The sequence below is a fragment of the Sulfurisphaera sp. genome, from assembly GCF_059755235.1.
In genome coordinates this window covers 1-25,870 of the sequence record NZ_DBPRYF010000015.1, presented here as the reverse complement: position 1 = coordinate 25,870, position 25,870 = coordinate 1, and the positions used below count along the sequence as shown (strand labels likewise).

Below are 25,870 nucleotides of genomic sequence, written 5' to 3'. Positions count from 1 at the left end.
ATAAGGTAAAAAGAGACTAATCTATGTCATTTAAGATATCAAGAAGGGACTTTCTCAAGTTAGCATTGACAGCCACCATGGTTTCTGCACCAGAATGGGATAAAGCAATACAGAAAGCAATGGGAATGGTGCAGAATGGTGATGTAAATATTATTTGGTTTGAGGCACAGGCATGTGAAGGGAATTCAACTGCACTTATTGAGGCTACTGATCCAAGTGTTGCTCAAGTGCTTTTTGGTGCAAGTCCATTAGTAGGTCCGGGTAGTGTAAAAGTATCATTTTGGCCCACTGTAATGCCTCAACAAGGTGAACAAGCTGTTCAAATACTAGAAGATGCAGCACAAGGAAAATATAATCCATTTGTCTTGGTTATTGAAGGGAGTTTTCCAGATGAAAATACAGCACAAAGATATAATCAAGGAGGATATTGGGGTACGGAAGGAGGTAAAACCTTTGCTCAGTGGATTGCAGAACTGTTACCACAAGCCGTTGCAGTACTTACTGTAGGTAATTGTGCATCTTATGGTGGGTTGATTGCAAATAAAGTATATCAACCTCCACCCAACTTTATAACTTCATCTTGGTCCCCTTCACCTACTGGAGCTGTAGGCTTTCTTGATGACCCAATTAGAGGGTATAAGGGTCTGTTAAGTAGGTTCTATGAAGAAAATTACTTAAATGCACAGCAAGCAGCTGCACCCTTCTACACTTTCGTTAAAAATCCTAACTCCAATTTAGATATTACTCCTTCTCCCTCAGCCTCAGTAAAACCAGTGGTTGCTGTACCCGGATGTCCTGCAAACGGTAATGGAATCATGAGGACATTAGCTAACTTAGTTTTATGGGCAGGAGGATTAGCTCCATTACCAGAGCTAGATCAATATTGGAGGCCTATGTACTTCTTCAAATACACAGTTCATGAGCAATGTCCAAGAGCTGCTTGGTACGCTGCTGGACAGTTTAGAACTCAACCTGGACAACCAACTGGGGCATGTCTATTTGAAGTTGGATGTAAGGGGCCAGTAGCTAATTGTCCATGGAATAAATATGGCTGGGTAGGAGGAGTTGGAGGGCCCACAAGGACTGGTGCAGTATGTATAGGGTGCACAATGCCCGGTTTTAGTGATGTCTATGAGCCTTTCTATAAGCCTTTACAAGTTCCCACACCTTCATCTACATTAACTACAGCTGGTATAATAGGCGCTGGAATTGTTATAGGAGCTTTAGGTGCATATGCAGAAAAGAAATTAATGAAAGCAGGGAAAGAGAAAGCTAAGTAAGGTGGTGAAATTAAGTGCAGATACCCTTTGCTCCTTATCCAGTTGGAAATTCCTTATATCCTCTAGCTCTAGATTTATTTATTCCTACTGTATTCTTTTTCTTCTTAGGAGCAACATATAGGATAGGCAGATATTTAATCACTTATCAAAAACCTTTCATACCTTATACTACTAGTTATGTAAGAGGAAATATTTCTGGGGGTGAAAAAGTAAAAGAACTCTTTAATACATTTGCTAACTCTAGTAAGGTAGGAGTTAAAAGGAAACCAGTCACTACAGTAGTAGGCCTTCTCATGCATGTAGCTTTAGTTTTCATAGTGTTTTTATTAGCTCAGCATATGATATTCTGGGCTTATTATATTCCTCCATACAAGGTTCTATTCCCCTTAGCTATCCCAGAAAGTTCAACAGACGGATTATTATCACTAACATACGTAAGCTCTCCTCTTACCTCTACTCCTAACCCATTTGTAAATACTATATGGGGTCCTTTAACAGTCATCTTAAATGGACAATATCTTACCTATTTACTTATTGCACTTCTATCAATATATTTAGCTCATAAATTCTATGCCGTTGCTGAGCATCTATCAATAAGAGCAGGTGATTGGTGGTTTTTCGTGCTACTTTACATAGACGTTATATTAGCTTTCCTAGCTACATCTCACATTCCAAATGATGTAGTATGGTATGATAATATACTAGGTGCACATATATTAGTTGCTGAAATAATAATTGCAACGCTTCCATTTACTAGGGGATTCCATATGTTTGAGTTTTATCTTGGTAAAATTAGAGAATGGTACTTTATGGTTTACAGGAGGGGGATGAAATAATGGCTTCTGTTGCAACTCAAATAGATATGGACGCATTAAATCGTGCTATTGACGAGGTATTTTATAGTCAAATAAATTCTACAATACTATATTATTTGCAGTCATGTGTTAATTGTAAAGCTTGTGAAGCAGCTTGTCCATTTACCCCCACTTCTTTGGAGTATTCTCCAGTAAACAAAGCTGAAATATCAAGACAGCTGTATAGATCAAGGTTTACAATTTGGGGCAAGATATTCGGTAGAGCTTTAGGAGGAGCGAAGAAATATCTAAAGTTAGATGAAGCAGAGACAATGGCCGATTATGTATGGCATTGCACTAACTGTGGAGCATGTATGTTTGTGTGTCCTATGGGTATTGACAGTGGCGCATTAATAGATTTATTAAGACAAGTTACATTCAAAGCAGGATTGGTCCCTGAAATTTATTCGAATATTGTTGATCTTGAAGTTACAAGCAAATATCTTGAGATTGATGTCTTTAAACAAGCATGGGAAGGAATAATATCTAAAATAAAGGAGGCTATTGGAGGAGAGGTTCCATTAGATAAAAAAGGAAGCGAGATCTTATTTTATGTAAGCCTTTACGAAGTTTTAATTTACCCAGAAGTTATAATAAAAACTGCGAAGATCTTATCTAAGCTTAAGAAAGACTGGACTTTTATGTCTCAACCTCTTGGAATAAGACCTCCGATAGGTTTAGTTATTGGGAATAAAGATGGTGCTGTAAAAGTAATGGAAAGAGTACTCAAGTATTTCCAAGAGATTTCTCCGAAATATGTGGTTATGACTGCTGGAGGGTTTGAATATCCTGCATTAAGATACACAATGCATGAGACATTTAAAGTGAAGCCAACATACGAAGTGGTTCATATAACTGAAATCTTAGCGAAATGGTATGAAGAAGGGCAATTTCAAATCAAACCAATAGATAAAGTAATAACATGGCATGATCCTTGCCAATTAGGAAGAAGAGGAGGGGTATATGAAGCACCTAGGGTTTTAATGAAGGCTTTATCGAAGAATTTTAAGGAATTGCCGAGTCATGGGGTAAATAGTTTTTGCTGTAGTAGAGGAGGGGGCGGATGTGGAGTACCTAGTATGATAGAGAATTTCGCTAAAATGTTAGGGATTGCGATAAATGAGAAAGACAAGAAGTTCCTAGATAGCACTATAACCCCGTTAATTAATGCTGGGAAGATAAAAGTTGATGAAATAAATAAAATAAAGGCACAAGAAGTTCTTACTGGTTGCCCAGTATGTATTGAAAGTATAGGCTTCTCTATAAACTACTATCATGCGAATTCAAATGTAGAACATATTGTAGATCTTTTGGAAGATAGAATAGAGGTGAAAAGTTGATGAGAAGTTTTTTATATCAAGTTTTTTATTGTTTCTCGTATAACATTATATGTAAATTTAAAAATAGGTGATTAAAATGTCTTCTTCAAGTTCAACTAAAAAAATGGTTATAGATCCCATAACTAGAGTAGCAGGTCATTTAGGTTTAACTGCAACTGTTGATACAAATACAAAGATGGTAGTAAATAATGAGGCATATACATATGTTACTATGTTTAGAGGATTTGAGGTATTTTTAAGAGGGAGACAACCACCAGATTCAGTCCACATAGTATCAAGATCATGCGGAGTATGTGGTGCAGCTCACGCAAATGGATCTGTTAGAGCTAATGATATGGCATTGGGAGCAGTTCCTTATCCTTTAGGTCATGCTCTAAGAAATATGGCTTATGCTATGACTGATATGATATATGATCACACGATTATCCTTAACGTATTAGAGGGTCCAGATTTCTCGGCACAAGTAATGCAACAGTATTATCCCTCATGCTGGCAAACAGCACAACAAACTAAAGCTGAATATACAGATATTCATGGTTTTAATACAATAGCAGATATAATGACTGCATTAAATCCTTTCACCGGATCCTTATGGGTAAATGCAATTAATGCACAAATCTTAGCTAGAGAAGCTGGAGTATTAATTTATGGTAGACACTCTCATCCACCAATGCTAATACCTGGAGGTATTGGCACTGACTTATCTGTTGGAGAATCACTCTTTGTGGAATATATGTATAGGCTGACATCACTTACAGCCTGGGCAAAGGTAATTATCTCAGCGTGGATGGATTTAGCTAACTTCTTAATACAGAACTGTAACTATGAGACCCAAGGATTAACATATTCTCAACCTACTTACATATCTGGTTTTGGGTATGAGAGCCCAGAACTATACAGCAGTCTTGGTGACGATTACACTACAATTTATAAGAACATAGACAGTTTATCTCAACAAGCATCTGAAGGTCCGCAAACAGTATTTAGGCCAACCATAGTGAGGAACGGAGAGCTATTAAGTAAAAGCTTTATTGATATAAATGTGAGCTCATTAGAATTTGTAAACTCTTCATTTTACAGTGATTGGGCAAAGACAACATCTCCATTTACTCAAGATTGTACCGATCCTGCAGGTAATCCATTAGCCTGGGGAAAAACAGCACCGGATGGAACACAGTACTGTATGTATCATCTATGGAATAAGACAACAATTCCTAATCCTCAAGCTCCAAACTTTATGGAGAAATATAGTTGGGATGCTGAACCAAGATTAATATGGAAAGATGGCACAATGTGGGCTTATGAAACCGGACCTTGGGCAAGGTTACATGCTGTTTCACACTATCATCCAAACAGCCCAATAGTTAAAAATGGTAAGATAAGTATTGACTTGCCTGCAATAAATGAAATCCCCTCATGGTTACCTTCTGGCTCAATGGCTGAATGGACAGTAGAATGGGATGTTCCAGATCAATCAACAACGTTAAGTAGGATTTTAGGAAGAGCTGTAGACATCGCAGCAGCAATCTATGCTGCATGGGAAAACCTACAATATGGGCTACAATTGTTTATGGAAAACCAAACTAACCCACAGACTTCAAGACCATGGAAACAGCCATCATTCTCAATGGGTGTTGGTATGTTCGAAGTTCCAAGAGGTACAGTTAGACATTGGATTGTGGTAAAAGACTATAGCATAGCGAATTATCAGTACCAAGCACCCTCAACACAAAATGTGAGTCCTAGAGACAATAACTGCAACGGGCCGTGGTGTATTAATGGTCAAGCTATAGGCGCATACGAAATGTCAGTTATTAATACTCAGATTATGGAAGAAGTGTCAGCAGACCAATGGGTTGGTTACGATTTCCTAAGGGCAATAAGGAGCTTCGATCCATGTCTAGTATGTGCAGCCCACTTCGAGATTAAAGGGAAAGTAAAGAGAGCAATAGATCATGTAATAACACCGGTGTGCAACTCTTGAAAGTTTTAAAAATAAAGAAAAATCAGATACCGGAAAACTCAATGGTAGAACTATTTTTTCCTAACGGTAAACCCTGGGAAAGAGAACCGGTTCTTGTGGTAAACTTGAAGGGAAAAATTTACGCTTTACAAGCTTTTTGTCCTCATGAAGGTCTTTCTCTTGAAGAAGGTTTTATAACAGACGACGGTAAGATTACTTGTGCTTGGCACGGTTCAGTCTTTGACATAAAGACTGGAAAGAGAATTGATGGTCCTGCAACCAAGGATTTAAAAACGTACAACGTAATTGAAAATGGAGAGGAGGTAATAGTAAGTGAGTGAAATTTCTTCTTCTGGCTTTACTGGAGCTTATACTATAAGGGTTTTTTCAGATCCAGATTTATATGCATTTGCAGGTAGATTAGCCGGATTAGGTTATGCTGTCTCTCAAATTAAGCTAAGTGGAACTTCTGGTTATTCTTATTTACCATTGGATGAGACTGGGAGCTTTGCTAAGAAGAATTATGCAGATATTTATTATCAACCTAGGACGTTTACAGTAGTCTCAAATGAGCTAGGAAACTTTCAGTTAGCTACTGGGGAATTAGTTAGGGCTTTAAAAGAAAGCGGAGTATCTTTTCTGGATTATACAGAATTATCAATAAATTACGAGAGAGTGCTCTCGTTGCCTAAAATATCAACAAATGATGGATGGGATGTTAGGGGATTAACGTTTTCACGAAATCCATTAAATTCAAACTCTTATGAACAAATATCAGTGACTTTGATTAATGATGATCTTTCCAGATATCTTATCTCAATATACATTAGAGAGTCTTATGAGAGTACTGCAAAGATTATTTCCATTTTAACGCAAAAAATGAGAGATGTAGAAAAGTTCATAGCAGATCAATTCAACAATTTTAGAAAGAAAGACTTATAGCTGTTCTTAGTGAAATTATTATGAGGTATTTATCTAATGGAATTACCCAAAGAAATAGAGATATTTTTTAGAGAGAACGCCCCTTTAGCGAAAAAATTATCTGAAGAAATAGCTAAGCTTACCCCTAAGGTCAAAGAGAAAACTGGATTAGATGTAATAAAAATTATGAACTTCTGTGGTTCTCATGAGTGGACAACCACACACTATGGGATAAGAGCTTTGCTTACAGAGGACGTTGAGCTAATACCTGGTCCTGGATGTCCAGTGTGTGTTACACCTTCAAGCGATATAGAGAACGTAATAAAACTTGCAATGGATGGTTACAGAATTTATACTTTTGGTGATGCCTATAAATTACCTACAGTAAATCATTATAAGACTGGTCAAATCGGGAGTTTAGAAGAGGCTAAAAGTAACGGTGCGGATGTGAGAATTGTTTACAGTTTTGCAGATGCTATTGAAGACGCAAAAAAGGATGGTAAACTATCGGTGTTCTTTGGAATAGGGTTTGAGACTACTGTACCCAGTTATGCTGTTCTTTTTGCTAAAGGTAAGATACCTAAAAATCTCCTCTTTTATTCCTCAATGAAGTTAACAGCCCCGGCAGCAGTCTATGCAGTAAAAGTTCATAAAGAGAGCAAGAGGACACCAGTAGCCGGTGTTATTGGTCCGGGGCACGTGTCAACAATTATAGGTGCTAAGAGTTGGGACTTTTTCCCTAAAGAGTTTAATATACCTGCAGTTGTATCTGGATTTGAGCCAATAGACATACTGATGGCTGTACTTATAATTTTAAAGAACTTATACACTGGAAATATAGGGTTAACAGATATCGAGTATAAAAGAGTAGTGAAGAGGGAAGGAAACGTTTATGCCCAAGATTTGGTTAATGATGTTTTTAGAGTTGTAGATACGATATGGAGAGGGATAGGAAACATACCAGAGAGTGGCTTAGATCTAAAGGATGAGTTTAAAGAATATAATGCTAGAGAGGAGTTAGGTATAAAAGAAAAGCCTTGGGATTATGATTTACCTCCGGGCTGTAAGTGTAATGAAGTAACTCTAGGAACAGCATACCCAACAGATTGCCCATTATTTATGAAAGCTTGTACACCTTCTCGTCCATGGGGTCCATGTATGGTTTCCTCTGAGGGAGCATGTGCTGTCTGGGCAAGATTTGGTTCGCATAAAAGAATTTTAGAAATAATAAAGGAGGGTGGTAGTTAATGTGTTGGGCAGTTCCTGCCAAAGTTGTTTCAATAGATTCAGATGTAGTTGCAACAGTAGACTTGGGTGGAGGATCAATCAAAAAAGTTGCAATAGGAGTGAATGATCTAAAAGTGGGAGATTATGTACTAGTCCATGCAGGCGTTATAATTGAGAAGCTCACTAAAGAAGGAGTTTTAGAAAACATCAAGTTTATCTCTGATCAGATTAGGGAAGTTGCAACTATAATAGGCGAAGACCCTGAAAAGGCAGTGAAGGATTATTTGGAAGTAGTTTCCGGTATTCTTCAAGAAATAAATGGTGATGAAAATGGACAAGGTAACTTTAGCTCACGGTAATGGAGGAAAAGATACTCAAGATTTACTTAAAAAATACCTTTTTTCTAAGCTTCCAGATACTCTAAAGAAGACCGCTAGTGGTGTTGGGATAGATTATCCAGATGATGGTGCGATAATAGATAAAGTCGTGGTTGCTACTGATTCACATACTGTAAACCCTTACTTCTTCCCTGGAGGAAGTATTGGGAAGTTAGCAGTAACTGGGACAATAAATGATGTAGTTATGATGGGTGGAAGACCAATAGCAATGTTAGATTCGATAGTTGTAGGTGAAGGTTTTCCGTTAGCAGACTTAGATAAGATCACAAATGATATGGTAGAAATGCTTAAGGAAGAAGATGTGCCATTGGTTGGAGGAGATTTTAAAGTAGTTCCTACAGACAGCATGAGGGGCATAGTAATAAACACTGTAGGAATAGGGATTACTGAAAAACCTATAGTTGATAGAGTAAAAGAGGGTGATTCTATAATTGTCACTGGACCAGTAGGGGTTCATGGTGCAGTAATAGTAGCGATGCAATACGGTATAGAAACTTCTCTAAAAAGCGATTTAAAACCGCTTACAAAACTCTTAGAAGTTTTTAATAAGTTTGAAGTACATGCTGCAAGAGATCCAACAAGAGGTGGTTTGGCAGCTACATTAAATGAGTGGGCGCAGTTATCCGGGAAAATGATTGTTATTGAAGAAGACAAGATACCAATACCGGAAGAAGTAAATTCAGTGTTAGCTCCCACTGGTTTAGATCCGCTTAGTTTAGCTAATGAAGGGATTGCAGTTTTATCAGTACCAAAAGAGATAGAAGAAGAAGTTGTTAAAGAGTTAAAAAGTCTTGGTTTTTCTCCTTCAATAATAGGAAAAGTATTAGAACCTAAAAATAAGTTAAACTCTGGGATAGTTGTGTTAAATACTGCTGTAGGCGGATCAAGAATTTTGGAAATGCCTACAGGTGAGCTTGTTCCAAGAATATGTTAGGGGGGAGATAAATGAGTTCTCTTCTTGATACTATTTTGGAACTTCTTGCATTAAAAGACGTAATAAAACAAGAGCTTCAAAAACCATTAAACGAATCAATACTTAACTTAATATATGAAATTAAGCCTCAAGATAACAATGTTGATTTAGAGAAAATGCTAAAGGATTATAATGCTAAAGACCTGCTTGATCTGGTAAAAGCTATAAGAGAAGGTAGGGTGAAGGAATGGAAAAAAGAGTCGCAGTAGGGTTTATCGCTTTTTTTGCAACACCAGAAGGTCAAGTTATTGATGAAGTATATCAAATGTGGAAAGATAAGGATTTTGTACTTGACTTAGCTACCGATCCGATTGATGCCACACAGAGAGTAAAAGAAATTTCTCCGGATTATGTATTGTTGGTTGGTAGTAGCAGATATGCCCCATTAGGATTTAGTGAAAAAGAGTTCAAAATAGATACTAATAATACATGGGAATTGCTAGAGCTAGTGAGACCTGGGTTAGATGGGAGATATTATGTGGAAGACGTTGCTTATGGTCTTTTGGTTTTTGGAAAATTTGATAAAGTGTATGCAATCTATTATAAGGGAGATTATTCCAAAGAGGCTGTAGAATCTTTAAACAAAAAAGTGGAGGAAAAAGTTAAATGGCTGTCAAAGTTATAGGGTTAGGAAACAGACTTTATGGAGATGACGCTATTGGATCTATTATTGCAGAGTGTATAAATGCTTATGACGCTTCTGCTAACGGATTTCAAGCTTTAACATATGTGGAGAAGGATGATATAATTTTCTTTATAGATGCAATGATAATGGATGAAGATTTTAATCTATTTAAGGCTGATTTAAACCAGGAAGTGGAAGCAGAGATCTCTGATCCGCACAGGTTATCTCCCTTACAAGTACTATTTTTAGCTAAGAAAGCAGGAAAAGTTCCAAAGGAAGCATACATTTTAGCAATAAAGCCAGAAAGACTTGACTGGCCTGGACTTTCAGATCAAGCGATTGAAAGAGCTAAGAATTTATTCCTGAAATATAATGATTTTCTAAAAAATAAAGGGATTGAAGTAAACGTAAAAGAATTAGAGAAATGCCTTAAAGAGAAAAAAGATAGAACTTGGTAACTTTATGTCCGTGCTGGATATACTTGAGAGTTGTGGTGCTATTGTAACCGAAAGCCCTGCTTTTCTGAATAATAGAAAAAGATTAGAGCTCCATATACGACGGTTCGAATATAGTCGAAGAGTTAACTACTTAACTAAAAAAGATGTTCTGATACTGTGAGCACCAAAAAGAAACTTAGTTTTTCACAAGCTCTCTTTATTGGTCTAGGAAACATTATTGGTGCAGGAATATTTGTGATGGCAGGATCAACTATAACTGCTGCCGGATCTGGAGCTCTTCTCGCTTTTCTTTTTACTGCTTTTTATGCAATGACCGTTGGTTTAAATAGTGCTGAGCTTTCATCAATTTTTACTGATGTTGAGGGTGGAGTTTACAGTTTCACTCTTAAAACCTTAGGAGAGATGTCTGGTTTCTTAGTCGGTTGGTTCAGAGTTATTGCTTATGCAATTAGTGGTGCGGCAACAGCTTTAGGGTTTTCTGGATATTTAATACTTTTAGGTTTACCAAACTACTTGTATTATCCATTAGCAGTTGCTTTAATCGTAGTCCTTCTTATTCTAGACTACTTTGGGATTAGAACAGTTGCTGAAGTTGAAACTATACTAGTAGTAATTAACATTTCTAGTTTGATACTCTTCTCTATTCTCGTCCCTATTCTAGTAGGAATTAAGCCACACAATTTTACGCCATTCCTCCCTCACGGAATTCAGGGGTTATTTGTTGCTTCAAACCTAGCCTTCTTTGCTTATTCCGGTTTTAATACTATAGCTACTTTAACACCTTCAACTGAAAATGGAGAGAAAGTTATACCTAGGGCTATAGTATCTTCATTGATAATAACTGCTGTAATTTACATGTTAGTAATTTTCTCGATGGTAGATGCTCTTCCATGGTATTATTATGGGCAAACTTCTGCTCCACTTTCATTGGTATTAAATGATATACACGCTCCCTCGTGGCTATTTTTTGTTATCTCAGCATCAGCAATTTTAGCTACTGTGAGTGTTACACTGTCAATTATAGTCGCTAGCGAAAGAACTTTGAGACAGTTATCTATTGACTTCTCAATCCCAGTAAAAAATGAGTTATTGGTAGTTGGTGCAATAATGTTAGTTTCTCTTCTCTTAGGAAATGTAGAGGCAATTGCGTTAGCTAGTAACTTCGGTATTGTCTTCTCTTATATGTTAACTGGTTTAGAAGTGATCATAGCTAGGAGAAGAGGGTTAAGAGGTTCTTTCAGATCTCCTGCTTTTCCAATAATTCAAATTTTGGCTTCTATCCTTTCTGCAATATTTCTAGTGTCACTAGGCTTACAGTCGCTTGAGATTGGTATAGTAACTCTCTTCGTTGGAATTCTGGTATATGAAGGAATGAAAGAAGTTAATAGGAAACGCAATCATTAGTTTTTTTTTATTTTCTCTTTTCTTATCTCAATCATGGATTTTCTAGCTTTTGTTATAGCATTTTTACCATGTAGCTTTGAGGGTTTAGAGATGACTTTCTTTTCTTATATTACCAAAGGGAGAGAAGGTTTGATAGGTACGGTAGCAGGAGTCTAGGCAGTCATTTCTTTAATCTATTTCACCTATCTCTTTTTACCGGTGTTGGTCTCTGATACAGTTGAATATTGGATGAAAATCATTCTTGGAATGCTTCTGTTGGCTATGGGAACTTTATTCATTTTTGTTGACTATCCAATTCACGGAAAATCCTCCTTTTTGATCGCCTTTTTAGGAATTATTGGTGAAGGTATCGAGGTCGATATTTTCACTGTTAGTTCTTGGCTAATGACTGGTGATTTTATTTTAGCAATGTTAGGAGGAATTTTTGGCTTCCTTTGGATTTTAACACTCTCAAAAGTCGTTTATATAAGGGTGTAAAGGAAAGTACAATGAGACATGTTGCGACAGTGATACTTTATGCAGTTGGATTTATCGTTCTAACAAGTGGAATAATTTGAAGAAGAGGAGAAATATAGATATAAAAACATTTTACTCCTCTTCCCCGTTTATTTGCTGACTTTCTTTTTTTTAAATATGATCAATACTCAATAACGTAACGAAGATTCATTAATTTCCAAGGCTTTTATAGATACACTTATATAAACTAGGACAAACGTCTATCAAAGTTAAGTTCTAGATAAAACGATCTTATAATTATTCTTAAACTTTAACTAAATACGATCTTACTAATAGAAAAAATGTATAATAATATGATATAGTGTTTATTTAATACGGTGGTGATTCGCATTATAATATATTTGATACATGTTCTTATTAATCATATGTCGTTGGTATCAAGCCATGTAACTTAACAGTGTATAAGTTTAAATTGTATGGGTACCCATATTTCATAGGTACCCATGAAATTTGTTTTTGGAAAACCAATTGATGAGCCTTTTGATAGAGAAGAGGAGATAAAGACGCTCGAAAATATGATAAAAAGAAAACAACCAACTGCTGTGATTGGAGTTAGAAGAATTGGAAAAACTTCCGTTATTTTAAAAACATTAAAAACTATTAATATTCCTAAGGTTTATATTACAGCAGAAGACTTTGTTGAAGGAAAGAGTTTTGACCTTAAATCTTTCCTTTCGTATTTCTCTTCCTTACTAATTACAGAAGTGCTAAATTACGTAGGTCCAAAAAGGAATATCCCTCAAGTTGCAAAATACAAAGGAAAAGAAGTAATTGATAGGTTAAAAGAGCTTATAGGTTATGTTAAACTTTCCTTCAATATTAACCTTGGAGAAATAGAGGTATTCCTTGAAAAGGGGAACGAATCTATACCAGAAGTACTGGATCTTCCTCAGAAGTTATCAGAAGAATTTAAAGTAGATTTAGTTATAGCTATTGATGAATTTCAGTACCTGCGCTTAGCTTCTCAAAACTTTCCGGGACTATTTAACGTTTTGAGAAGTAAATGGCAGTTTCATAAAAACGTATCTTATGTAGTCTCCGGATCTTCAGTTGGTCTTTTGGAACATATGTTCTCTAACAAGAAAGAACCTTTTTATCAGTTCTTTTTCCCAGTCTATATAAAAGCGTTTGATGAGAAGACTTCTAAACTTTTCCTAAGTCAAGGATTTAAAGCTGAAGGAAAAGAGTTTGAGGAAGAAGCGATTTCTTATGCAGTAAAAGAGTTAGATGGAATTCCTGCATGGTTAAACTATTTTGGTTTAAAAAGTATTTCATGTGAGAAAGTGACGTTAAGATGTTCAATAAACACCATTAATGAAATGTATGAAGACCCTATTATAAAAAGTGCTGTTTTGCAGGAGTATAATAAACTGGGGAAAAATGCTAGAGCAGTGCTAAAATTCATAGCTGAAAGAGGTGGTAAAAGTAGTTTAAGGGGATTACAACTAAGTAGATCAAGTTTAAATGAAGGGGTTAAAAGTCTTATTAACGAAGGTTATATCAGGAGAGAAGAAAGAGGAGTTTACTCTATTGTAGATCCATTAATCGCTAAAGTAATTAACAAAAGTAGCGCAATATAAAAACAACATTCTTTTATTCATCTAGGATATATCTGGATTATTTTAAAGAACAAATTTGTATTATACTAAAGCACTTTTATTAGTTAGATAGATGTATTGTATATATCGAATTTCATATGACGAGACTATCGTCTTTGCCATACTACGAAAAATGGTTCATTATAGGAACAATACTTGGTATAATAATAGGGGCTGGAATCACTATTTACCATCTATTGCTTCATTTAGTTGAGGAATTGTTCATTTTTAACTTTATTGGCATGAGCTATCCCAAACCACTTGGTGAAGGTGGTACATTAAATTTCATATTTAAACCAGGAGATTATTTTCTTATACCAGTTGCAACTACAATAGGTGGACTAATTGCTGGATTAGTAGCTTATACTTTTGCTCCAGAAGCAGCAGGTGGAGGGATAGACGATGTAATTAAAGCGTATCATTATCGTCAAGGCAGAGTAAGATGGATTGTTGCTCCAGTTAAAATAATAGCTTCAGCGTTTACGTTAGGTTCTGGAGAGAGTGCAGGCAATGAAGGTCCTGCAGCTCAACTTTCTGCAAGCTTAAATTCCTTTATGTCTAATCTATTACATTTAAGCCCCGAAGATAGAAGGATAGCAGTAGCAGTGGGGATTGGAGCTGGAATAGGTACAGTTTTTAAGACACCGATAGGAGGAGCTTTATTAGCTGCAGAAGTACTTTATAGAAGAGATTTGGAACCAGAAGTAATATATCCAGCTATAGTAGCAACTGCAATTTCCTATACAATTTATGGAAGCGTTACTGGCTTCTCTCCAATCCTCGGTTATTATACTGGTGCTTTTAATCCACTGAGACTACCTATGTATGCCGTTCTAGGATTAGTAAGCGGTTTAGTTACAATATTATATGTTAAAACGTTTTATGGAATCCAATCTTCTTTCAAGAGATTAAAAATACCGAATCATGTAAAACCAGCAATAGGAGGGGCAATAGCTGGTTTAATAGCACTTCTAGCACCAGAGGTAATGGAAGAGGGTCTTGGTTGGATAGATTTAGTAGAATATGGGAGATTTCAAACTCTATATTCTCCTATACTACCAGCATTAGCTCTAATCGTTCTTCTGCCTTTCTTAAAAATTCTGGCAACCTCTTTCACCGTTGGTTCTGGTGGAAGTGGTGGAATATTTGCACCAGGTTTATTTATTGGTGCATATATTGGTGCTAGTGTAGGTCTTCTGTTTCACTATCTCTTTCCTCAAATCGTGCCTAATATTGCTCCTTTTGTAATTATAGGAATGATGAGCTTCTTTGCCGCAGCAGGAAAAGTACCTATTGCGGTAATGTTAATGGTTACTGAAATGACAGCGGGTATACAATTATTACCCGGTACAATGATAGCAGTTGCGGGATCCTTTTTAGTGTCTGGAAATTATACACTATATGAAGCACAGCTACCTTCAAGAAGAGATTCCCCTGTTCATAAAGCAGAGTATGAATTCTTAATAATGAGAAGTTTAAAAGCAAGAGATTGTCAATTGAGCAATATAAAGATTAATGTGAAAGATAACGTAGAAAAGGCAATTCAAACTATGATTGAAAACAACTTTACAAGTTTACCAGTAGTAGATGGAAACAACAACTTTATAGGAGTAGTTTACTTGAGAGATATAGAAAAAGCTAAAAATAGTGATAGTATAATGAAATATATAACTAGAGGTTCACCATACATCTCTTCAGATTCAACATTAGAACATGCGATAGAAATAATGGCAAGGAATAGAGCAAGATGGGTTGCTGTAGTTGATAAGGGTAAATTCGTAGGTATTTTAACAGAAGAGGCTATTGTAGAAGCTTACAATAAGGAATTAAAAAGGTTAAGGGAGAGTCAGCCAGAGAGCGGGCAATAGTCAGTGAATACTTTGAGTCTTTTTATTTTACGTCAAATGAGATTTCAAGCAGTTGTTTAGTATTTCTAAATCTCCAATCATCCTTCAATATTTCTCCTATTTCTCCGGTGGTCTGTGTGTGTTTTTTGTTGCAAGCATTTATGTTCCAGTCCGGAATCATTACTATGTACAACTCTTTAACCTCTGGAGGGACAGGGAATAGATCGTATATTTCGTCTCCATATTTCTTTTCAGCGTTTCCCAGACCGTGTCATTTCTAGTTACTTCTCCATACTTTCGATCCATGGTCTGGGTTAGCCCTAGGTGTGATATCATTAGCATCAACCACACCGCATGGGACTCAGTCGAGGCTAACGTCATGAGCCTCCCATTTGTGGCTGTCAACTCCTCCCTCCACGCATAGCGCATCATCATCAGGAGTTTCATACAGCTTTTCTTTAAGATAATTGATAGTATTTCAAAGTATATAAATTTATCGTTATATTGGAAACAGCCTCTTCCCTTGGTAATAACTCAACTTGAATTGGAGCACTCTCTTTTACTTTATCATTTGCTAATCTAAAAACTTCATCTATTTCCTCTTCAGTTGGTTTCCTTTCAAACTTAACAGTTAGTCTTCCGTGAGTTCCATTAACATAAGTCGAAGCAGTCCATTTGGCTCCAAGTATTTTTCTAACAGCGCCTTTAACTACGTGCAAAGCTGTGTGAGTTCTAACTTCAATTTCCATGAGAAATGTAGTTAAGAAAGAGGTTAAAACTATTATGCTTAAGTACATACAGTTACAAAACCTAGGTTCTCGAAAAAGAAAAAAGTTTTACTTTGATAGTTGTTCTAACTCGATTTTCGAAGCTTTAGGCCCTAGTATTGCAACATCCGCAGTCACTATTAACGCCATTATGAATACCACCGTATACATTGTTGCAGGGCCACTAGTATACAATACAAGTGGTAGAAGTGTTAGCCACACATAGTTTCCTAGTCTACTTAAGGAGTATTGCACACCATCAGCAAACGCTCTTACTCTCGTCGGATAAAGCTCGGCACCATATTGATGAAATGCGTTTGAAAATATATTTGATAGGAACCCAAAAATGAACCCAGTCACTATCACCTCTACTGGAGTTATTGAAAAACCAAATGCAAGCCCTACAATTCCCATCAGTAACATCACAATACTTACTTGCCATTTTCTATCGAATTTTTGGCTATCTATTATAAATATAGATGCCACTGAGCTCAAAAAGTATGATGTATAAATTATCATTGTGTATTCCAGAGTATGGACTAAGGTAAAACCTTTTGCTGCTAATACTGAAGGTGCTAAAGATGCAAAACCATAATAAACACCAGTCTGTAAAAATTCAAATATCCACAGCATAATAGTTCTCTTCCTATACATTGGGGAAAATAACTCTGTGATACTAACTCTCTTTGAGGGTACAACTTCAACTTGAATTGGAGAAGGAATCTGACCCTTTTCTTTTATAGCTATTTCCTCCATCCTATTAACAATCTTCTCTGCCTCTTGAATTCTTCCTTTACTTTCTAACCACCTCGGTGATTCTGGAATTAAGAACCTAAAGGGAATTATCATAGCTATCCCTAAACCACCTATAATGAATAACCATTGCCAGCCATACAAGAGATACTTATAGGGTAATAAGAGGTAAGCTAGGACTGCAACTACTATAGGTGCTGTCCATGCTGCTGTATAGCCAATTGCCAATGCTCTACCTCTAACAGCGGATGGGAAGAATTCTGTTATCATAACATCAAGTACTAATATGGCCTCTGGTCCTACTCCTAATCCAGTTATAAACCTTAATAGTCCAAGCACATAAATATTTGGGGAGAAAGGCGTTAAAAGTAAAGCCACAGATGCTATCATCATATTTACTATTAATGCTGTTCTTCTGCCCATTGAATCTCCTATATAATTAAATAAGATAGAGCCTACGAAAGCTCCCAGAAAGAAAACAGCTATAGTGTAATAAATACTTTCTGTTGGAGGTACGCTATAGTACTTTGAGATTGGCTGTACTACAAATCCTCCCGTAAATAGGTCATAAAGCTCAAAAAATTCTCCTAAACTTAGCAATATAAGCAACTTGGTATGAAAGGAGGTCCAAGGAAGCCTTTCAATCCTTCCAGCGATTGACATTAGAGATAAAAGCGATATTCAAATAATTAACTTTCACTTATGAAAAAAGTGTAGATGTTTTTAAACTCATGTAATTAGTTTAGATATGAATAGTGTAAATAAACAAAAATAGATACAAAAGTAATCTCTGTAATAATATAGTGTCACAGTTGTTAAACTTAGATTATACATTGTGAGAGTAAAGTAGTTATTCGATAAGAATTTATTTTGCGTTAATTAACCTTTGTAGGAGAATAAAAGTAAAATGGATGATAGACATTTGTAGCCGATCGTCTTTTACCTATGAGTCTTTTGCTTAATCCTTTATCACATCAGCACAACACATAGTGCTAAGCGAAATTAAGGGATGTGAAATTGTTTCGATTCTTAGAATTAGGGTTATTAAGTAATTTAGGCATGATTATTGCGGAATTAAAATTTTACAAGAGAGTATATAATTCCTTCTTACTTTGGTTGAATATTTACGTTTAAAATAAAGTATTTATTCTGACTACAAAGTATATTTTATGCTCGATTTTGATGCAATATATCAAAACGCTGATCTGGTTTTTAAATATCTTGGAACTAAAATAATTCTCCTAGAACCTGGAAGAGCTATAATTGAAATTCCTTATAAAGAAGACATAACTAGGAGGGGAAACGTTCTTCATGGTGGGATGATAATGACAGCTATAGATATTGCAGGTGGTTTAGCAACTCTAACTGTAAATGATGGCACTGATCAAGTTACGCAAGAGCTAAAAATAAATTTCCTTGAGCCAATGTATAAAGGTCCCTTTAGAGTTGAGGGAAAAGTGGTTAGAAAAGGTAGTACGATTGTAGTAGTCCAAATTGAATTTAGAGATGCTGAAGGTAAGTTAGGAGCTATAGCCTTAGGCTCATGGTTTATATTGAGGAAGAAAGTACAAAATAACGATGAAAATAAAAAAGCATAATGCTAATTGACCGCTTTTCCTAATGCTAACTTCATTCCTTCTAATAATTCTATGTTTTATTAACAATAGAGAGGGATTATGATTTCATAGTCTTTACATTATTCTTTTCATAAAATTTTATTAGAAATCTTGTTACTAAATATTATAACATCACAATCTTATATACTCATAACCGTCCTTTTGGAGTTTTTCTTGTTTATTACCAAGATCCCATGACTTAAGCAAAATAGACATTTTGATTTTAAAGAGAGGTCCATCTTGTTCTTTCTAGTCTAAAATTGTCCATTGCATATGAAATGATTTTTATAACATCCTGCTAGTATACTAACAGGGTGTTAGTAATTTACTTTGACTTTAGACCTAAAGAGACTAAAGAAGATTTTTCGATAGGGAAGAAGAACTAAGTAACTTGATTTCATCATCAAAGACAGAATCTATTATACTATTAACTGGAATTAGAAGAATTGGTAAGACCTCACTGTTAAAGGTCTTTCTAAATGAAACTAATTATCCTTATGCTTTGGTCGATATTAGGTCTCCTTTAACTTCTTATAAGTCTCTCTACACAATCTTTTCTGACGTTTTAACACAAATAAATAAGAGGAGGAGAATTGAGAATCTATTAAAGCACATAACTGGTATTTCGTTCTTTGGACTAAATATATCACTATCATGGGATCCTAAGAACAGACCTTCTCTTATTGAGATAATGGATAAAATAAACGAAAATGGAAAAATAATATTAGCTTTCGACGAAGCACAAAACTTGAGGGGGAAGTTGAGCAATGAATTTCTTTCACTTTTAGCTCACTGTTACGACTATTGTAAGAACGTAACTTTTATCCTCACTGGATCAGAGGTAGGTCTATTATACGAATTTCTGAGGATTGAAGATCCTTCATCTCCCTTATATGGGAGGCATATTGAGGAAATTAGACTCAATAGATTTGATGAAAAGAAATCAATGGAATTCCTTGTTGAAGGATTTAAGCAAGTGAATATTCCACCTCCAAAAGACGTCTTAGAATACGCAGTTAGCAAACTAGATGGAATCATTGGTTGGTTAACTGAGTCTGGTTATAGATGCGTCAAGGCGAGAGAGGTAAAAAAGGAAATAGTTGATGAGCTTGTGGAATTAGCAGGAAAACTCGCATTGAAAGAGCTTAGTCGTTTTTCGAAAGACTATGTAACAGTTGTTAAGGCAATTGCAGAGGGTAATAAAAGATGGAGCGAGATAAAGAAGTATCTTGAAAATGCCAAAAAGAGGGTAGTTTATGATGCTGAGCTAAAGAGGTATTTAGATAAACTCGAGAAAAGAGGTTATGTGGTAAAGGAGGAAAGCGGCAAATATGAGTTAACTGATCCTGTAATAAAGAGTGCTTTGAGAAGCAAAAAATATAGTTAAGCTAGAGGTAGAGAAGTGATAATAAAAGAATAAAAACATGTTTTCTTTTTCCTCTCATGTGATCTTATATAAATAGATTTAGATATTCTTAAACTAAAATATACTATTAATTATGGTAGAAAGTATGAATAAATATGTTAGATGGTTACTCATAGGCGACAGTATTCTCTTACTTTATAGTTTTCCTATTTTATATTTGAATTCAATGCAATACTTAATACGAGATTTTTTGGTTTTTTGATACTAGTTTATCTTTTTATTTCCAGGAAAATTCTAGGAATAAATTTTCATTTATTCTGGGATAACTGGAGAATAAATACTATTGGTAGAATACTTTCTAGAATAACTGCTTTTTTAGTTATTTTGTTCCCAATTATTAGAGCGTATACAACAGGTTTTCCTTCAGGTGAGCTCATGGAGGTTGCTATACAATGCTTTCCATTTACAGGAGGAGTTTTTATTCATTTTGTCTTTGAATATGGATTAGGAAGCATGCTGGGATTTATCCTTGCTATTAAACCCTCATTGTTGCCGAAAGTGAAAAGGATATTAGGAGTTGAAAATAAGAGAAAGTGAGAAAATATGCAAAAGATAGTTGATTTTTTAATATCATATGCAAAAGAAAGAGACTATGAAGTTAAAAATGTAACAGTTGGAATAAATTGGACATGTGTATTATCAAAAAACTGTGGGATGGCAATGACATATGGTATAGGCAAAGAGATAAAAAACGCTGGAAAACTTGAGGAAATGACAACCTCTCGATTGGCAGAATATCTTAGGTCATGGAATTTGCTAGAGGCCAGTGTTGGTTTAGCTGCGATAAATTCTGTCGCCGATCCTCCAGCAAACACAAAAAGGGGTATTAACCCTTTAGATGCAGGGCTTGAAAACGCAAAAGGGAAAAAGGTAATTATGATAGGGAAATTCCCTCATGCTGAGAAAATCAAAAAGATAGCTACGAAGTTTTTCGTCCTAGAGCTTGATCCCAATTTGATAAACCCCGAGGAAGGGATTTTACCAGCAACTGCTTCAGAAAGCGTTATTGAGGATGCAGATATGTTAATAATAACTGCCTCAGCAATAATAAATAAATCAATAGATAGACTGGTTGAATTGGGAAAGAAAGCATATAAAATACTTCTTGGTGTTTCAACTCCCATGATAAAGGATTTGCTAGAATATTTTGACGTTTTAGTGGGAGTAAGAGTAAATAATCCTTATCCAGTGATGAAGGCAGTTTCTCAAGGCCTATTCCCTGAGGGATTTAGAATGGCTTATAAGTTCACAAATAAAGAGCTTGAGTTTGTAATCTTGGAAAGATGAGCTAATTTTTATACTACACCTACCTAGTTATAACCGGCTATAGTTAAATTTCATTTAAAGGTAAACTCTTAAGCATTTCCCAAGCCATGCCATTTCTCAGTACTTTTAGATTCACGGTCTCGGTTAGCCTTAGGTATAGTATCATCAGCTTCAACCATCTTCTATTACTTTGGAGGTTCCTTTGATGGAAGGGTAATAGTTAAGAACAACAACACAGTCCCAGTACTGTTAGGTTATGTAATTATTGACAACACATCATTTTTCTTTTTCCTTCCAGTTCTTTTTTATCTGGGAATTATAATGATTGTTCTAGGATTATTAATATTAGGAGTTTTTTACTTTCTAATTAAAAAACAAGAAGATGAAGATAAAAAATGATGACACTAATTACCACTTTATCTTTGTTATTTTTTCAACACCTATTTTTATAAAGTTATTTATCACTAAGTCAAACACAAATGTCCAACCAAATACAAACAATGTATATTTTATTGGAGCAGGTGTTAATCCCGGAATGCCAAAAGTCGTAATTATAAATGAAACAATAAAGTCTGAAATCATTGCTAATAACATGATCTTACTAGGCATACTTTTCCAGAAATTTCTCCTCTCTCTAATATTTAGTAAATCAAAGCTGTTTGAATATAACAAATATGCAAAACCAAGGGTTTGTATTACGTCTATAGGCAAGTTCTGAACGAGAGAAAAGGCAATAAATGCTTCAATAATCATAACTCCACCTATAAGAGCTGAGACAATTACTAACTGATTTATATTCCATACTGCCGGTTTTCTAGGCCATATTTCGTTATCAGTAGATATTGTTAGGGTTACAAAATCATACATGAAAACAAGCAAAACCATACCGAAAGTTGATATAATGAACTTGCCCCACAAAAGATAAGCTAAGGCTACAAATATAACGTCTTGGAAAGTTCTAATAATTCTGCCTAAAGTCCAAGTCCTAATTCTCTCAAAAGTCTGCCTTCCAATTTTTATCATATCAACTATGTTCCTTAACCCGGGAGTAGTTAATACAACAGCTGCGGCAGCCTTAGCTACATCTGTAGCATTACTTACTGCAATACCAACATCAGCTTGTCTTAAAGCTGGAGCATCATTTACTCCATCTCCAGTCATGCCAACTACATTACCTTTTTGTTGCAAAAGCTTAACTACAGTGTATTTGTCTTCCGGATAAACTTCAGCTAGCCCGTCTACTTTTTCTATCAACTCTGGGTTTTCTTTTACATCAGACATCCTTTCAACATTCTCCCCAATGCCAACTTCCTTTGCGATTTGTTTTGCAATAGGCTGAGCATCTCCAGTTAACATAATAACTTTCACTCCTAGGTCGTGTAACTCCTTTACCAATTCTGCTGAATCTGGCCTAGGAGGGTCTCTTAAAGAAACAAGACCGACTAATTCCCATTTTTCTTCCTCTCTTTTAGCAACAGCTAAAACCCTGCATCCGATTTTTGCCTCTTCTTCAGCCTTCATATATAGCTCTTCAGCGTTCTCTAAACCACAAAGTTTACTTATAACGTCTATTGAACCTTTCGTTAATCTTAGACTTTTGCCTCCTTTTTCAACAAGACTTTCAGTTCTCCTTGTAGAGGGGTCAAATGGAATAAACTCCTTTGTTTTCCATTCTCCTAAATTCAAATTCATCTCTCTAGCTTTGTTTATGAACGCTAAATCTATTGGATCTTGATTGGCTTCAGTTGAAGCCAAAGCACCATAAAGTATAACGTCTTTCTCGTTCCCGCTGATGGGAATGACCTTGTGAACAGATAGTTTGTTTAATGTTATTGTACCAGTTTTATCAGTTGCTAATACGTTCATTGTTGAAGCTCCTTCAATTGCATCAAGTCTAGTTACCAAAATGCCAACTTTGGAAAGTTCTTGGCTACCTAGGGCTAAAGAAATACTAAACATTGCAGGGAAAGCTATAGGTATAGCTGCCACAATCAAAACTAGGGCTAAGGGCAAGAATTCAAGTATATTTTGTCCTTTTAGTACAAATACAACTCCAGAGATTGCTAGGAGAACCGAGACAATAACCATCATCCAAAATACAATCTTTGAAATAACTTTCTCAATCCTAAGCCTAGGCTTAGCAATTTTCACTAGCTCAGCTGTCTTACCAAAGTATGTGTTTTGCCCAGTTAAAATAACTATACCAGTAGCTTCACCTCTTCTAATAATACTTCCAGAGAATATATTTTCATTATCTCTTCTATAAACAGAAAGAGATTCTCCAGTTAACGCTGACTGATCTACTTCAACTTCTCCGTGTATAATTTTAACATCTGCAGGGACAAAGTCGCCAGCCCGAACTCTAACTATATCTCCCGGTACAAGCAGTTTAGCGGGGATTAATTTCCATTGTCCATCTCTCAAAACTCTTGCTTGGACTTGAAGCTTTGATTTTAAAATTTCTAAAGCCTTGTTTGCTCTCTGCTCTTCTGAAAAGCTGAGAAAAGCGTTAAAGACAATTAGTGCTACAATTATATAAAAGTCTAGGTATCTTCCTAAGATAAACGATAAAACTGCTGCAATTTCAAGAATCCAAGCTACTACATTCCAAAACTTCTTACCTAATTCCTTAAGGGGATTTCTCTTTTCTTCCTCCACGGCGTTATATCCATACTTCTTTATCCTCTCTTCAGCTTCCTTTTCAGATAGACCTTTATTTATATCAGTCTGTAAAAGTTCAATAACCTTATTAACATCACTCTTAACTAGTGAATCTTTTTCCATAAAGTGTTATAAAACGTAACCCCTATTAAATTCTTTCACAGAATTTTATTTAAATTTTTTCACGTAGCGTTCTTTATTCCTCCTTCATATTCTAGAATTCTCCCAATTTAATCATCTAAGGAAGACTCAATTAGGTAAATTTATATCCTCTTGAAAATTTTCAAACGGTCTACTTTATTTACCTCTAACTCTTTCTACACTTGAATGTTGGTTCTGCTGTTCTAACTTGAAGCTCTGCTGTTTTGGTTATTTGGATTCCTCTCTTAATATTATTAAGAATTTCTACAGAGCTTATAAAGCGAGAAGTGTCTTTGCACGTGATAATTACTGTGGTTTATCATGAGCTATTACAAAATACGTGAAACTACTGCTATCTAGTGAACGGTAAAAATTATCTCTTTTTAACTAGCACCATTACTACACCGGCTAAGAAAGAGAAAAGTGCCATGACATAAACTCCAGCGACAAAAGAGTTTGTGTAAGATTGAAGAAATCCGACGACTATGGGACCAACAATTCCTCCAAGATTTCCTATAGCATTTATTAGACCTATTGCTGCAGCTGCTGCCTCTTTGTGTAAAAACTTCTGTGGTACAGCCCAGAATGGAGGCAAAAAGCTAAATATACCTATTGCAGCAATCGTAAATAGAGCAAAAGACACAGCAAACACGGAATGTGTCAGAGCACTTAGTACTAGTCCGATCCCTGCTACCATAAACACTGCAACTGTTACGATCTTATGATTTTGTTTCTTGTCAGCATACCTGGCTATCAAAACAAGAGATATTGAAGCTATCGCATAAGGTATAATTGATAGAAAACTAGAGACAGTTGCATTCACTTTGCCTAGCGAACTAATAATTGAAGGCAGCCATATAGAATAGCCATAGAGACTAGTAACACCTAGAAAGTACACTATTGCCAGTAGTATCACATCAGCATGGACTAAAGCTTGTGTCCATTTAACCTTAATCTTTTCTTCCTCTTCATCTTTAAATGCGTTTTCCAAAGCTTTCTTTTCTTCCTCTGTCAACCATTTAGCTTCTCTAGGGAAATCAGTTAAAATAACATAAGCAAGAACACCTCCTAATATAGCGAGATCTCCTTCGTACCAAAACAAGTATCTCCAACCTGGGTAGTCCCCGTAAACTGCAAATACTACTCCAGCAATTAGACTACCGAAAACTCCAGCTATTGGAATTGCAGACATAAATAAACTGTTAGCCGTAGCCCTCTCATCTTTTAAGAACCATAAACTTAAATAAAATACAACTCCAGCGAAGAAAGGTCCTTCCGCAATTCCCAATAAAAATCTTAGTATCTCAACTTGTGGTACTGAACTGACAAAACCAGTTGCTATTGTGATTATTCCCCAGGCTGTAAATGCTGTTAGAAAGATCTTTCTCACACCATATTTGTTTATTCCAAGATTAGAGAAGATTTGCGGTATAAAGTAGCCAACGAAGAACAGAGAAGAAGCTAATGATGCAATTATCCCAACTTCTTTACTAGGTACTCCTAGGTATTGGAACATTCCTGCATCAATTGCATAAGAAATATTGACTCTATCAAGGAAGTTTACTATATAAAGGAAGAAGAGCATAGGGATTATTCTTAGAAATCTTTTTTGTCTTGAAGTCTCAATTAGAGAGCGCATAAAGATAAGCTCAAGAGTTGGTGTTATAAATTTTTAATTCGAAAAATTTCTTGCTATTTTTTAATTACAAAATTCCTATTTAAACTTAACAAGAGGAGTTATAATGAATATAGATAGCTTCGTCTTGTAGGTATTTATGTCTCAAAATTTATTAATCCTATATACTACTAAAGTCGATGAAAGCTCTTGCTTTTGAT

At 35.6% G+C, this 25,870-nt stretch carries 25 protein-coding genes and 1 pseudogene; 20 read left to right on the top strand and 6 right to left on the bottom strand.

All coding sequences use genetic code 11. From position 1 onward, the window contains the following. The first annotated feature begins 23 nt into the window (after positions 1–23). The 16 genes from AC3OCB_RS01740 to AC3OCB_RS01665 all read left to right on the top strand — a co-directional run bounded on the left by AC3OCB_RS01740 (position 24) and on the right by AC3OCB_RS01665 (position 15,425). Positions 24–1,280, top strand: coding sequence for an NADH-quinone oxidoreductase subunit B family protein (locus tag AC3OCB_RS01740; protein ID WP_498340464.1), 1,257 nt, complete (start codon positions 24–26; stop codon positions 1,278–1,280). 14 nt (positions 1,281–1,294) lie between these two features. After that, complete coding sequence (locus tag AC3OCB_RS01735; RefSeq protein WP_498340463.1) at positions 1,295–2,116, top strand: hypothetical protein; 822 nt, start codon at positions 1,295–1,297, stop codon at positions 2,114–2,116. After that, a complete protein-coding gene (locus tag AC3OCB_RS01730; RefSeq protein ID WP_498340462.1) occupies positions 2,116–3,474 on the top strand; it encodes a (Fe-S)-binding protein in 1,359 nt (452 codons plus the stop codon). Before AC3OCB_RS01735 ends, AC3OCB_RS01730 begins: the two co-directional genes overlap by 1 nt. A 76-nt stretch (positions 3,475–3,550) precedes the next feature. Beyond that, the gene (locus tag AC3OCB_RS01725; RefSeq protein ID WP_498340461.1) at positions 3,551–5,458 is read left to right on the top strand and encodes a nickel-dependent hydrogenase large subunit; all 1,908 of its coding nucleotides are present in this window, start codon (positions 3,551–3,553) and stop codon (positions 5,456–5,458) included. Continuing rightward, complete coding sequence (locus AC3OCB_RS01720; RefSeq protein ID WP_498340460.1) at positions 5,455–5,778, top strand: Rieske (2Fe-2S) protein; 324 nt, start codon at positions 5,455–5,457, stop codon at positions 5,776–5,778. The genes AC3OCB_RS01725 and AC3OCB_RS01720 overlap by 4 nt, the downstream gene beginning before the upstream one ends. Further along, a complete protein-coding gene (locus tag AC3OCB_RS01715; protein ID WP_498340459.1) occupies positions 5,771–6,379 on the top strand; it encodes a hypothetical protein in 609 nt (202 codons plus the stop codon). Before AC3OCB_RS01720 ends, AC3OCB_RS01715 begins: the two co-directional genes overlap by 8 nt. A 36-nt stretch (positions 6,380–6,415) precedes the next feature. Next, on the top strand, positions 6,416–7,606 hold the full coding sequence (gene hypD / locus AC3OCB_RS01710; RefSeq protein WP_498340457.1) for a hydrogenase formation protein HypD: 1,191 nt from the start codon (positions 6,416–6,418) through the stop codon (positions 7,604–7,606). Next, positions 7,606–7,944 (top strand): HypC/HybG/HupF family hydrogenase formation chaperone, encoded by a 339-nt coding sequence (locus tag AC3OCB_RS01705; protein WP_498340456.1) that lies wholly within the window; start codon positions 7,606–7,608, stop codon positions 7,942–7,944. The genes hypD and AC3OCB_RS01705 overlap by 1 nt, the downstream gene beginning before the upstream one ends. After that, on the top strand, positions 7,916–8,917 hold the full coding sequence (gene hypE, locus AC3OCB_RS01700; protein ID WP_498340455.1) for a hydrogenase expression/formation protein HypE: 1,002 nt from the start codon (positions 7,916–7,918) through the stop codon (positions 8,915–8,917). Before AC3OCB_RS01705 ends, hypE begins: the two co-directional genes overlap by 29 nt. 11 nt (positions 8,918–8,928) lie before the next feature. After that, complete coding sequence (locus AC3OCB_RS01695; RefSeq protein ID WP_498340454.1) at positions 8,929–9,165, top strand: hypothetical protein; 237 nt, start codon at positions 8,929–8,931, stop codon at positions 9,163–9,165. After that, positions 9,144–9,581 carry a hypothetical protein gene (locus AC3OCB_RS01690; RefSeq protein WP_498340453.1) on the top strand — a complete coding sequence of 146 codons (438 nt, stop codon included), beginning with the start codon at positions 9,144–9,146 and terminating at the stop codon, positions 9,579–9,581. Before AC3OCB_RS01695 ends, AC3OCB_RS01690 begins: the two co-directional genes overlap by 22 nt. Next, entirely contained in the window at positions 9,563–10,039 is a 477-nt protein-coding gene (locus tag AC3OCB_RS01685; RefSeq protein WP_498340451.1) for a hydrogenase maturation protease, read from the top strand. Before AC3OCB_RS01690 ends, AC3OCB_RS01685 begins: the two co-directional genes overlap by 19 nt. Before the next feature lie 156 nt (positions 10,040–10,195). Continuing rightward, positions 10,196–11,443 carry an APC family permease gene (locus AC3OCB_RS01680; protein WP_498340450.1) on the top strand — a complete coding sequence of 416 codons (1,248 nt, stop codon included), beginning with the start codon at positions 10,196–10,198 and terminating at the stop codon, positions 11,441–11,443. 228 nt (positions 11,444–11,671) lie between these two features. Then, positions 11,672–11,920 (top strand): hypothetical protein, encoded by a 249-nt coding sequence (locus AC3OCB_RS01675; RefSeq protein ID WP_498340449.1) that lies wholly within the window; start codon positions 11,672–11,674, stop codon positions 11,918–11,920. A 482-nt stretch (positions 11,921–12,402) separates the two neighbouring features. Continuing rightward, entirely contained in the window at positions 12,403–13,539 is a 1,137-nt protein-coding gene (locus AC3OCB_RS01670; protein ID WP_498340447.1) for an AAA family ATPase, read from the top strand. 116 nt (positions 13,540–13,655) lie between these two features. Beyond that, complete coding sequence (locus AC3OCB_RS01665) at positions 13,656–15,425, top strand: chloride channel protein (RefSeq protein WP_498340446.1); 1,770 nt, start codon at positions 13,656–13,658, stop codon at positions 15,423–15,425. 22 nt (positions 15,426–15,447) lie between these two features. On the opposite strand, the pseudogene AC3OCB_RS01660 reads toward AC3OCB_RS01665, so the two are convergent. The 4 genes and pseudogenes from AC3OCB_RS01660 to AC3OCB_RS01645 all read right to left on the bottom strand — a co-directional run. Further along, positions 15,448–15,660 (bottom strand): annotated as a pseudogene (locus tag AC3OCB_RS01660) (alanyl-tRNA editing protein); the annotation flags it as partial. Then, positions 15,588–15,836: a hypothetical protein gene (locus AC3OCB_RS01655; RefSeq protein WP_498340445.1), complete on the bottom strand. Its 249-nt coding sequence runs from the start codon at positions 15,834–15,836 to the stop codon at positions 15,588–15,590. The gene AC3OCB_RS01655 and the pseudogene AC3OCB_RS01660, both read right to left, overlap by 73 nt. Positions 15,837–15,862: 26 nt before the next feature. Next, positions 15,863–16,153 carry a hypothetical protein gene (locus AC3OCB_RS01650; protein WP_498340444.1) on the bottom strand — a complete coding sequence of 97 codons (291 nt, stop codon included), beginning with the start codon at positions 16,151–16,153 and terminating at the stop codon, positions 15,863–15,865. An 87-nt stretch (positions 16,154–16,240) separates the two neighbouring features. Further along, positions 16,241–17,587 (bottom strand): MFS transporter, encoded by a 1,347-nt coding sequence (locus AC3OCB_RS01645; protein WP_498340443.1) that lies wholly within the window; start codon positions 17,585–17,587, stop codon positions 16,241–16,243. Positions 17,588–18,093: 506 nt separating this feature from the next. Between AC3OCB_RS01645 and AC3OCB_RS01640 the strand changes: the two genes are divergently transcribed. From AC3OCB_RS01640 to AC3OCB_RS01625, 4 genes are all read left to right on the top strand, one after another. Continuing rightward, positions 18,094–18,522 (top strand): PaaI family thioesterase, encoded by a 429-nt coding sequence (locus AC3OCB_RS01640; RefSeq protein ID WP_498340442.1) that lies wholly within the window; start codon positions 18,094–18,096, stop codon positions 18,520–18,522. 409 nt (positions 18,523–18,931) lie between these two features. Continuing rightward, complete coding sequence (locus AC3OCB_RS01635; RefSeq protein ID WP_498340441.1) at positions 18,932–19,927, top strand: AAA family ATPase; 996 nt, start codon at positions 18,932–18,934, stop codon at positions 19,925–19,927. Between the two features lie 414 nt (positions 19,928–20,341). Continuing rightward, positions 20,342–20,503, top strand: a complete 162-nt coding sequence (locus AC3OCB_RS01630) for a hypothetical protein (RefSeq protein ID WP_498340440.1) — start codon at positions 20,342–20,344, stop codon at positions 20,501–20,503. 6 nt (positions 20,504–20,509) lie between these two features. Beyond that, a complete protein-coding gene (locus AC3OCB_RS01625; RefSeq protein WP_498340439.1) occupies positions 20,510–21,253 on the top strand; it encodes a Rossmann-like domain-containing protein in 744 nt (247 codons plus the stop codon). Between the two features lie 387 nt (positions 21,254–21,640). On the opposite strand, the gene AC3OCB_RS01620 is transcribed toward AC3OCB_RS01625, so the two are convergent. Together AC3OCB_RS01620 and AC3OCB_RS01615 are read right to left on the bottom strand one after the other, a co-directional pair. Further along, the gene (locus AC3OCB_RS01620) at positions 21,641–24,016 is read right to left on the bottom strand and encodes a plasma-membrane proton-efflux P-type ATPase (protein ID WP_498340438.1); all 2,376 of its coding nucleotides are present in this window, start codon (positions 24,014–24,016) and stop codon (positions 21,641–21,643) included. A 391-nt stretch (positions 24,017–24,407) separates the two neighbouring features. Then, positions 24,408–25,679, bottom strand: coding sequence for an MFS transporter (locus tag AC3OCB_RS01615; RefSeq protein WP_498340479.1), 1,272 nt, complete (start codon positions 25,677–25,679; stop codon positions 24,408–24,410). Positions 25,680–25,870 lie beyond the last annotated feature (191 nt).

What these genes read in the sequence shown, in the direction of transcription:
- AC3OCB_RS01675 (WP_498340449.1), top strand. Translation starts at nt 11,672, where the DNA reads ATGAAAATCATTCTTGGAATGCTTCTGTTGGCTATGGGAACTTTATTC.
- AC3OCB_RS01620 (WP_498340438.1), bottom strand. Translation starts at nt 24,016, where the DNA reads ATGGAAAAAGATTCACTAGTTAAGAGTGATGTTAATAAGGTTATTGAA.
- AC3OCB_RS01670 (WP_498340447.1), top strand. Translation starts at nt 12,403, where the DNA reads ATGAAATTTGTTTTTGGAAAACCAATTGATGAGCCTTTTGATAGAGAA.
- AC3OCB_RS01690 (WP_498340453.1), top strand. Translation starts at nt 9,144, where the DNA reads ATGGAAAAAAGAGTCGCAGTAGGGTTTATCGCTTTTTTTGCAACACCA.
- AC3OCB_RS01705 (WP_498340456.1), top strand. Translation starts at nt 7,606, where the DNA reads ATGTGTTGGGCAGTTCCTGCCAAAGTTGTTTCAATAGATTCAGATGTA.
- AC3OCB_RS01625 (WP_498340439.1), top strand. Translation starts at nt 20,510, where the DNA reads ATGCAAAAGATAGTTGATTTTTTAATATCATATGCAAAAGAAAGAGAC.
- AC3OCB_RS01665 (WP_498340446.1), top strand. Translation starts at nt 13,656, where the DNA reads ATGACGAGACTATCGTCTTTGCCATACTACGAAAAATGGTTCATTATA.
- AC3OCB_RS01725 (WP_498340461.1), top strand. Translation starts at nt 3,551, where the DNA reads ATGTCTTCTTCAAGTTCAACTAAAAAAATGGTTATAGATCCCATAACT.
- AC3OCB_RS01695 (WP_498340454.1), top strand. Translation starts at nt 8,929, where the DNA reads ATGAGTTCTCTTCTTGATACTATTTTGGAACTTCTTGCATTAAAAGAC.
- AC3OCB_RS01685 (WP_498340451.1), top strand. Translation starts at nt 9,563, where the DNA reads ATGGCTGTCAAAGTTATAGGGTTAGGAAACAGACTTTATGGAGATGAC.
- hypD (WP_498340457.1), top strand. Translation starts at nt 6,416, where the DNA reads ATGGAATTACCCAAAGAAATAGAGATATTTTTTAGAGAGAACGCCCCT.
- AC3OCB_RS01630 (WP_498340440.1), top strand. Translation starts at nt 20,342, where the DNA reads ATGGAGGTTGCTATACAATGCTTTCCATTTACAGGAGGAGTTTTTATT.
- AC3OCB_RS01740 (WP_498340464.1), top strand. Translation starts at nt 24, where the DNA reads ATGTCATTTAAGATATCAAGAAGGGACTTTCTCAAGTTAGCATTGACA.
- AC3OCB_RS01650 (WP_498340444.1), bottom strand. Translation starts at nt 16,153, where the DNA reads ATGGAAATTGAAGTTAGAACTCACACAGCTTTGCACGTAGTTAAAGGC.
- hypE (WP_498340455.1), top strand. Translation starts at nt 7,916, where the DNA reads ATGGACAAGGTAACTTTAGCTCACGGTAATGGAGGAAAAGATACTCAA.
- AC3OCB_RS01640 (WP_498340442.1), top strand. Translation starts at nt 18,094, where the DNA reads ATGCTCGATTTTGATGCAATATATCAAAACGCTGATCTGGTTTTTAAA.
- AC3OCB_RS01645 (WP_498340443.1), bottom strand. Translation starts at nt 17,587, where the DNA reads ATGTCAATCGCTGGAAGGATTGAAAGGCTTCCTTGGACCTCCTTTCAT.
- AC3OCB_RS01655 (WP_498340445.1), bottom strand. Translation starts at nt 15,836, where the DNA reads ATGATGCGCTATGCGTGGAGGGAGGAGTTGACAGCCACAAATGGGAGG.
- AC3OCB_RS01730 (WP_498340462.1), top strand. Translation starts at nt 2,116, where the DNA reads ATGGCTTCTGTTGCAACTCAAATAGATATGGACGCATTAAATCGTGCT.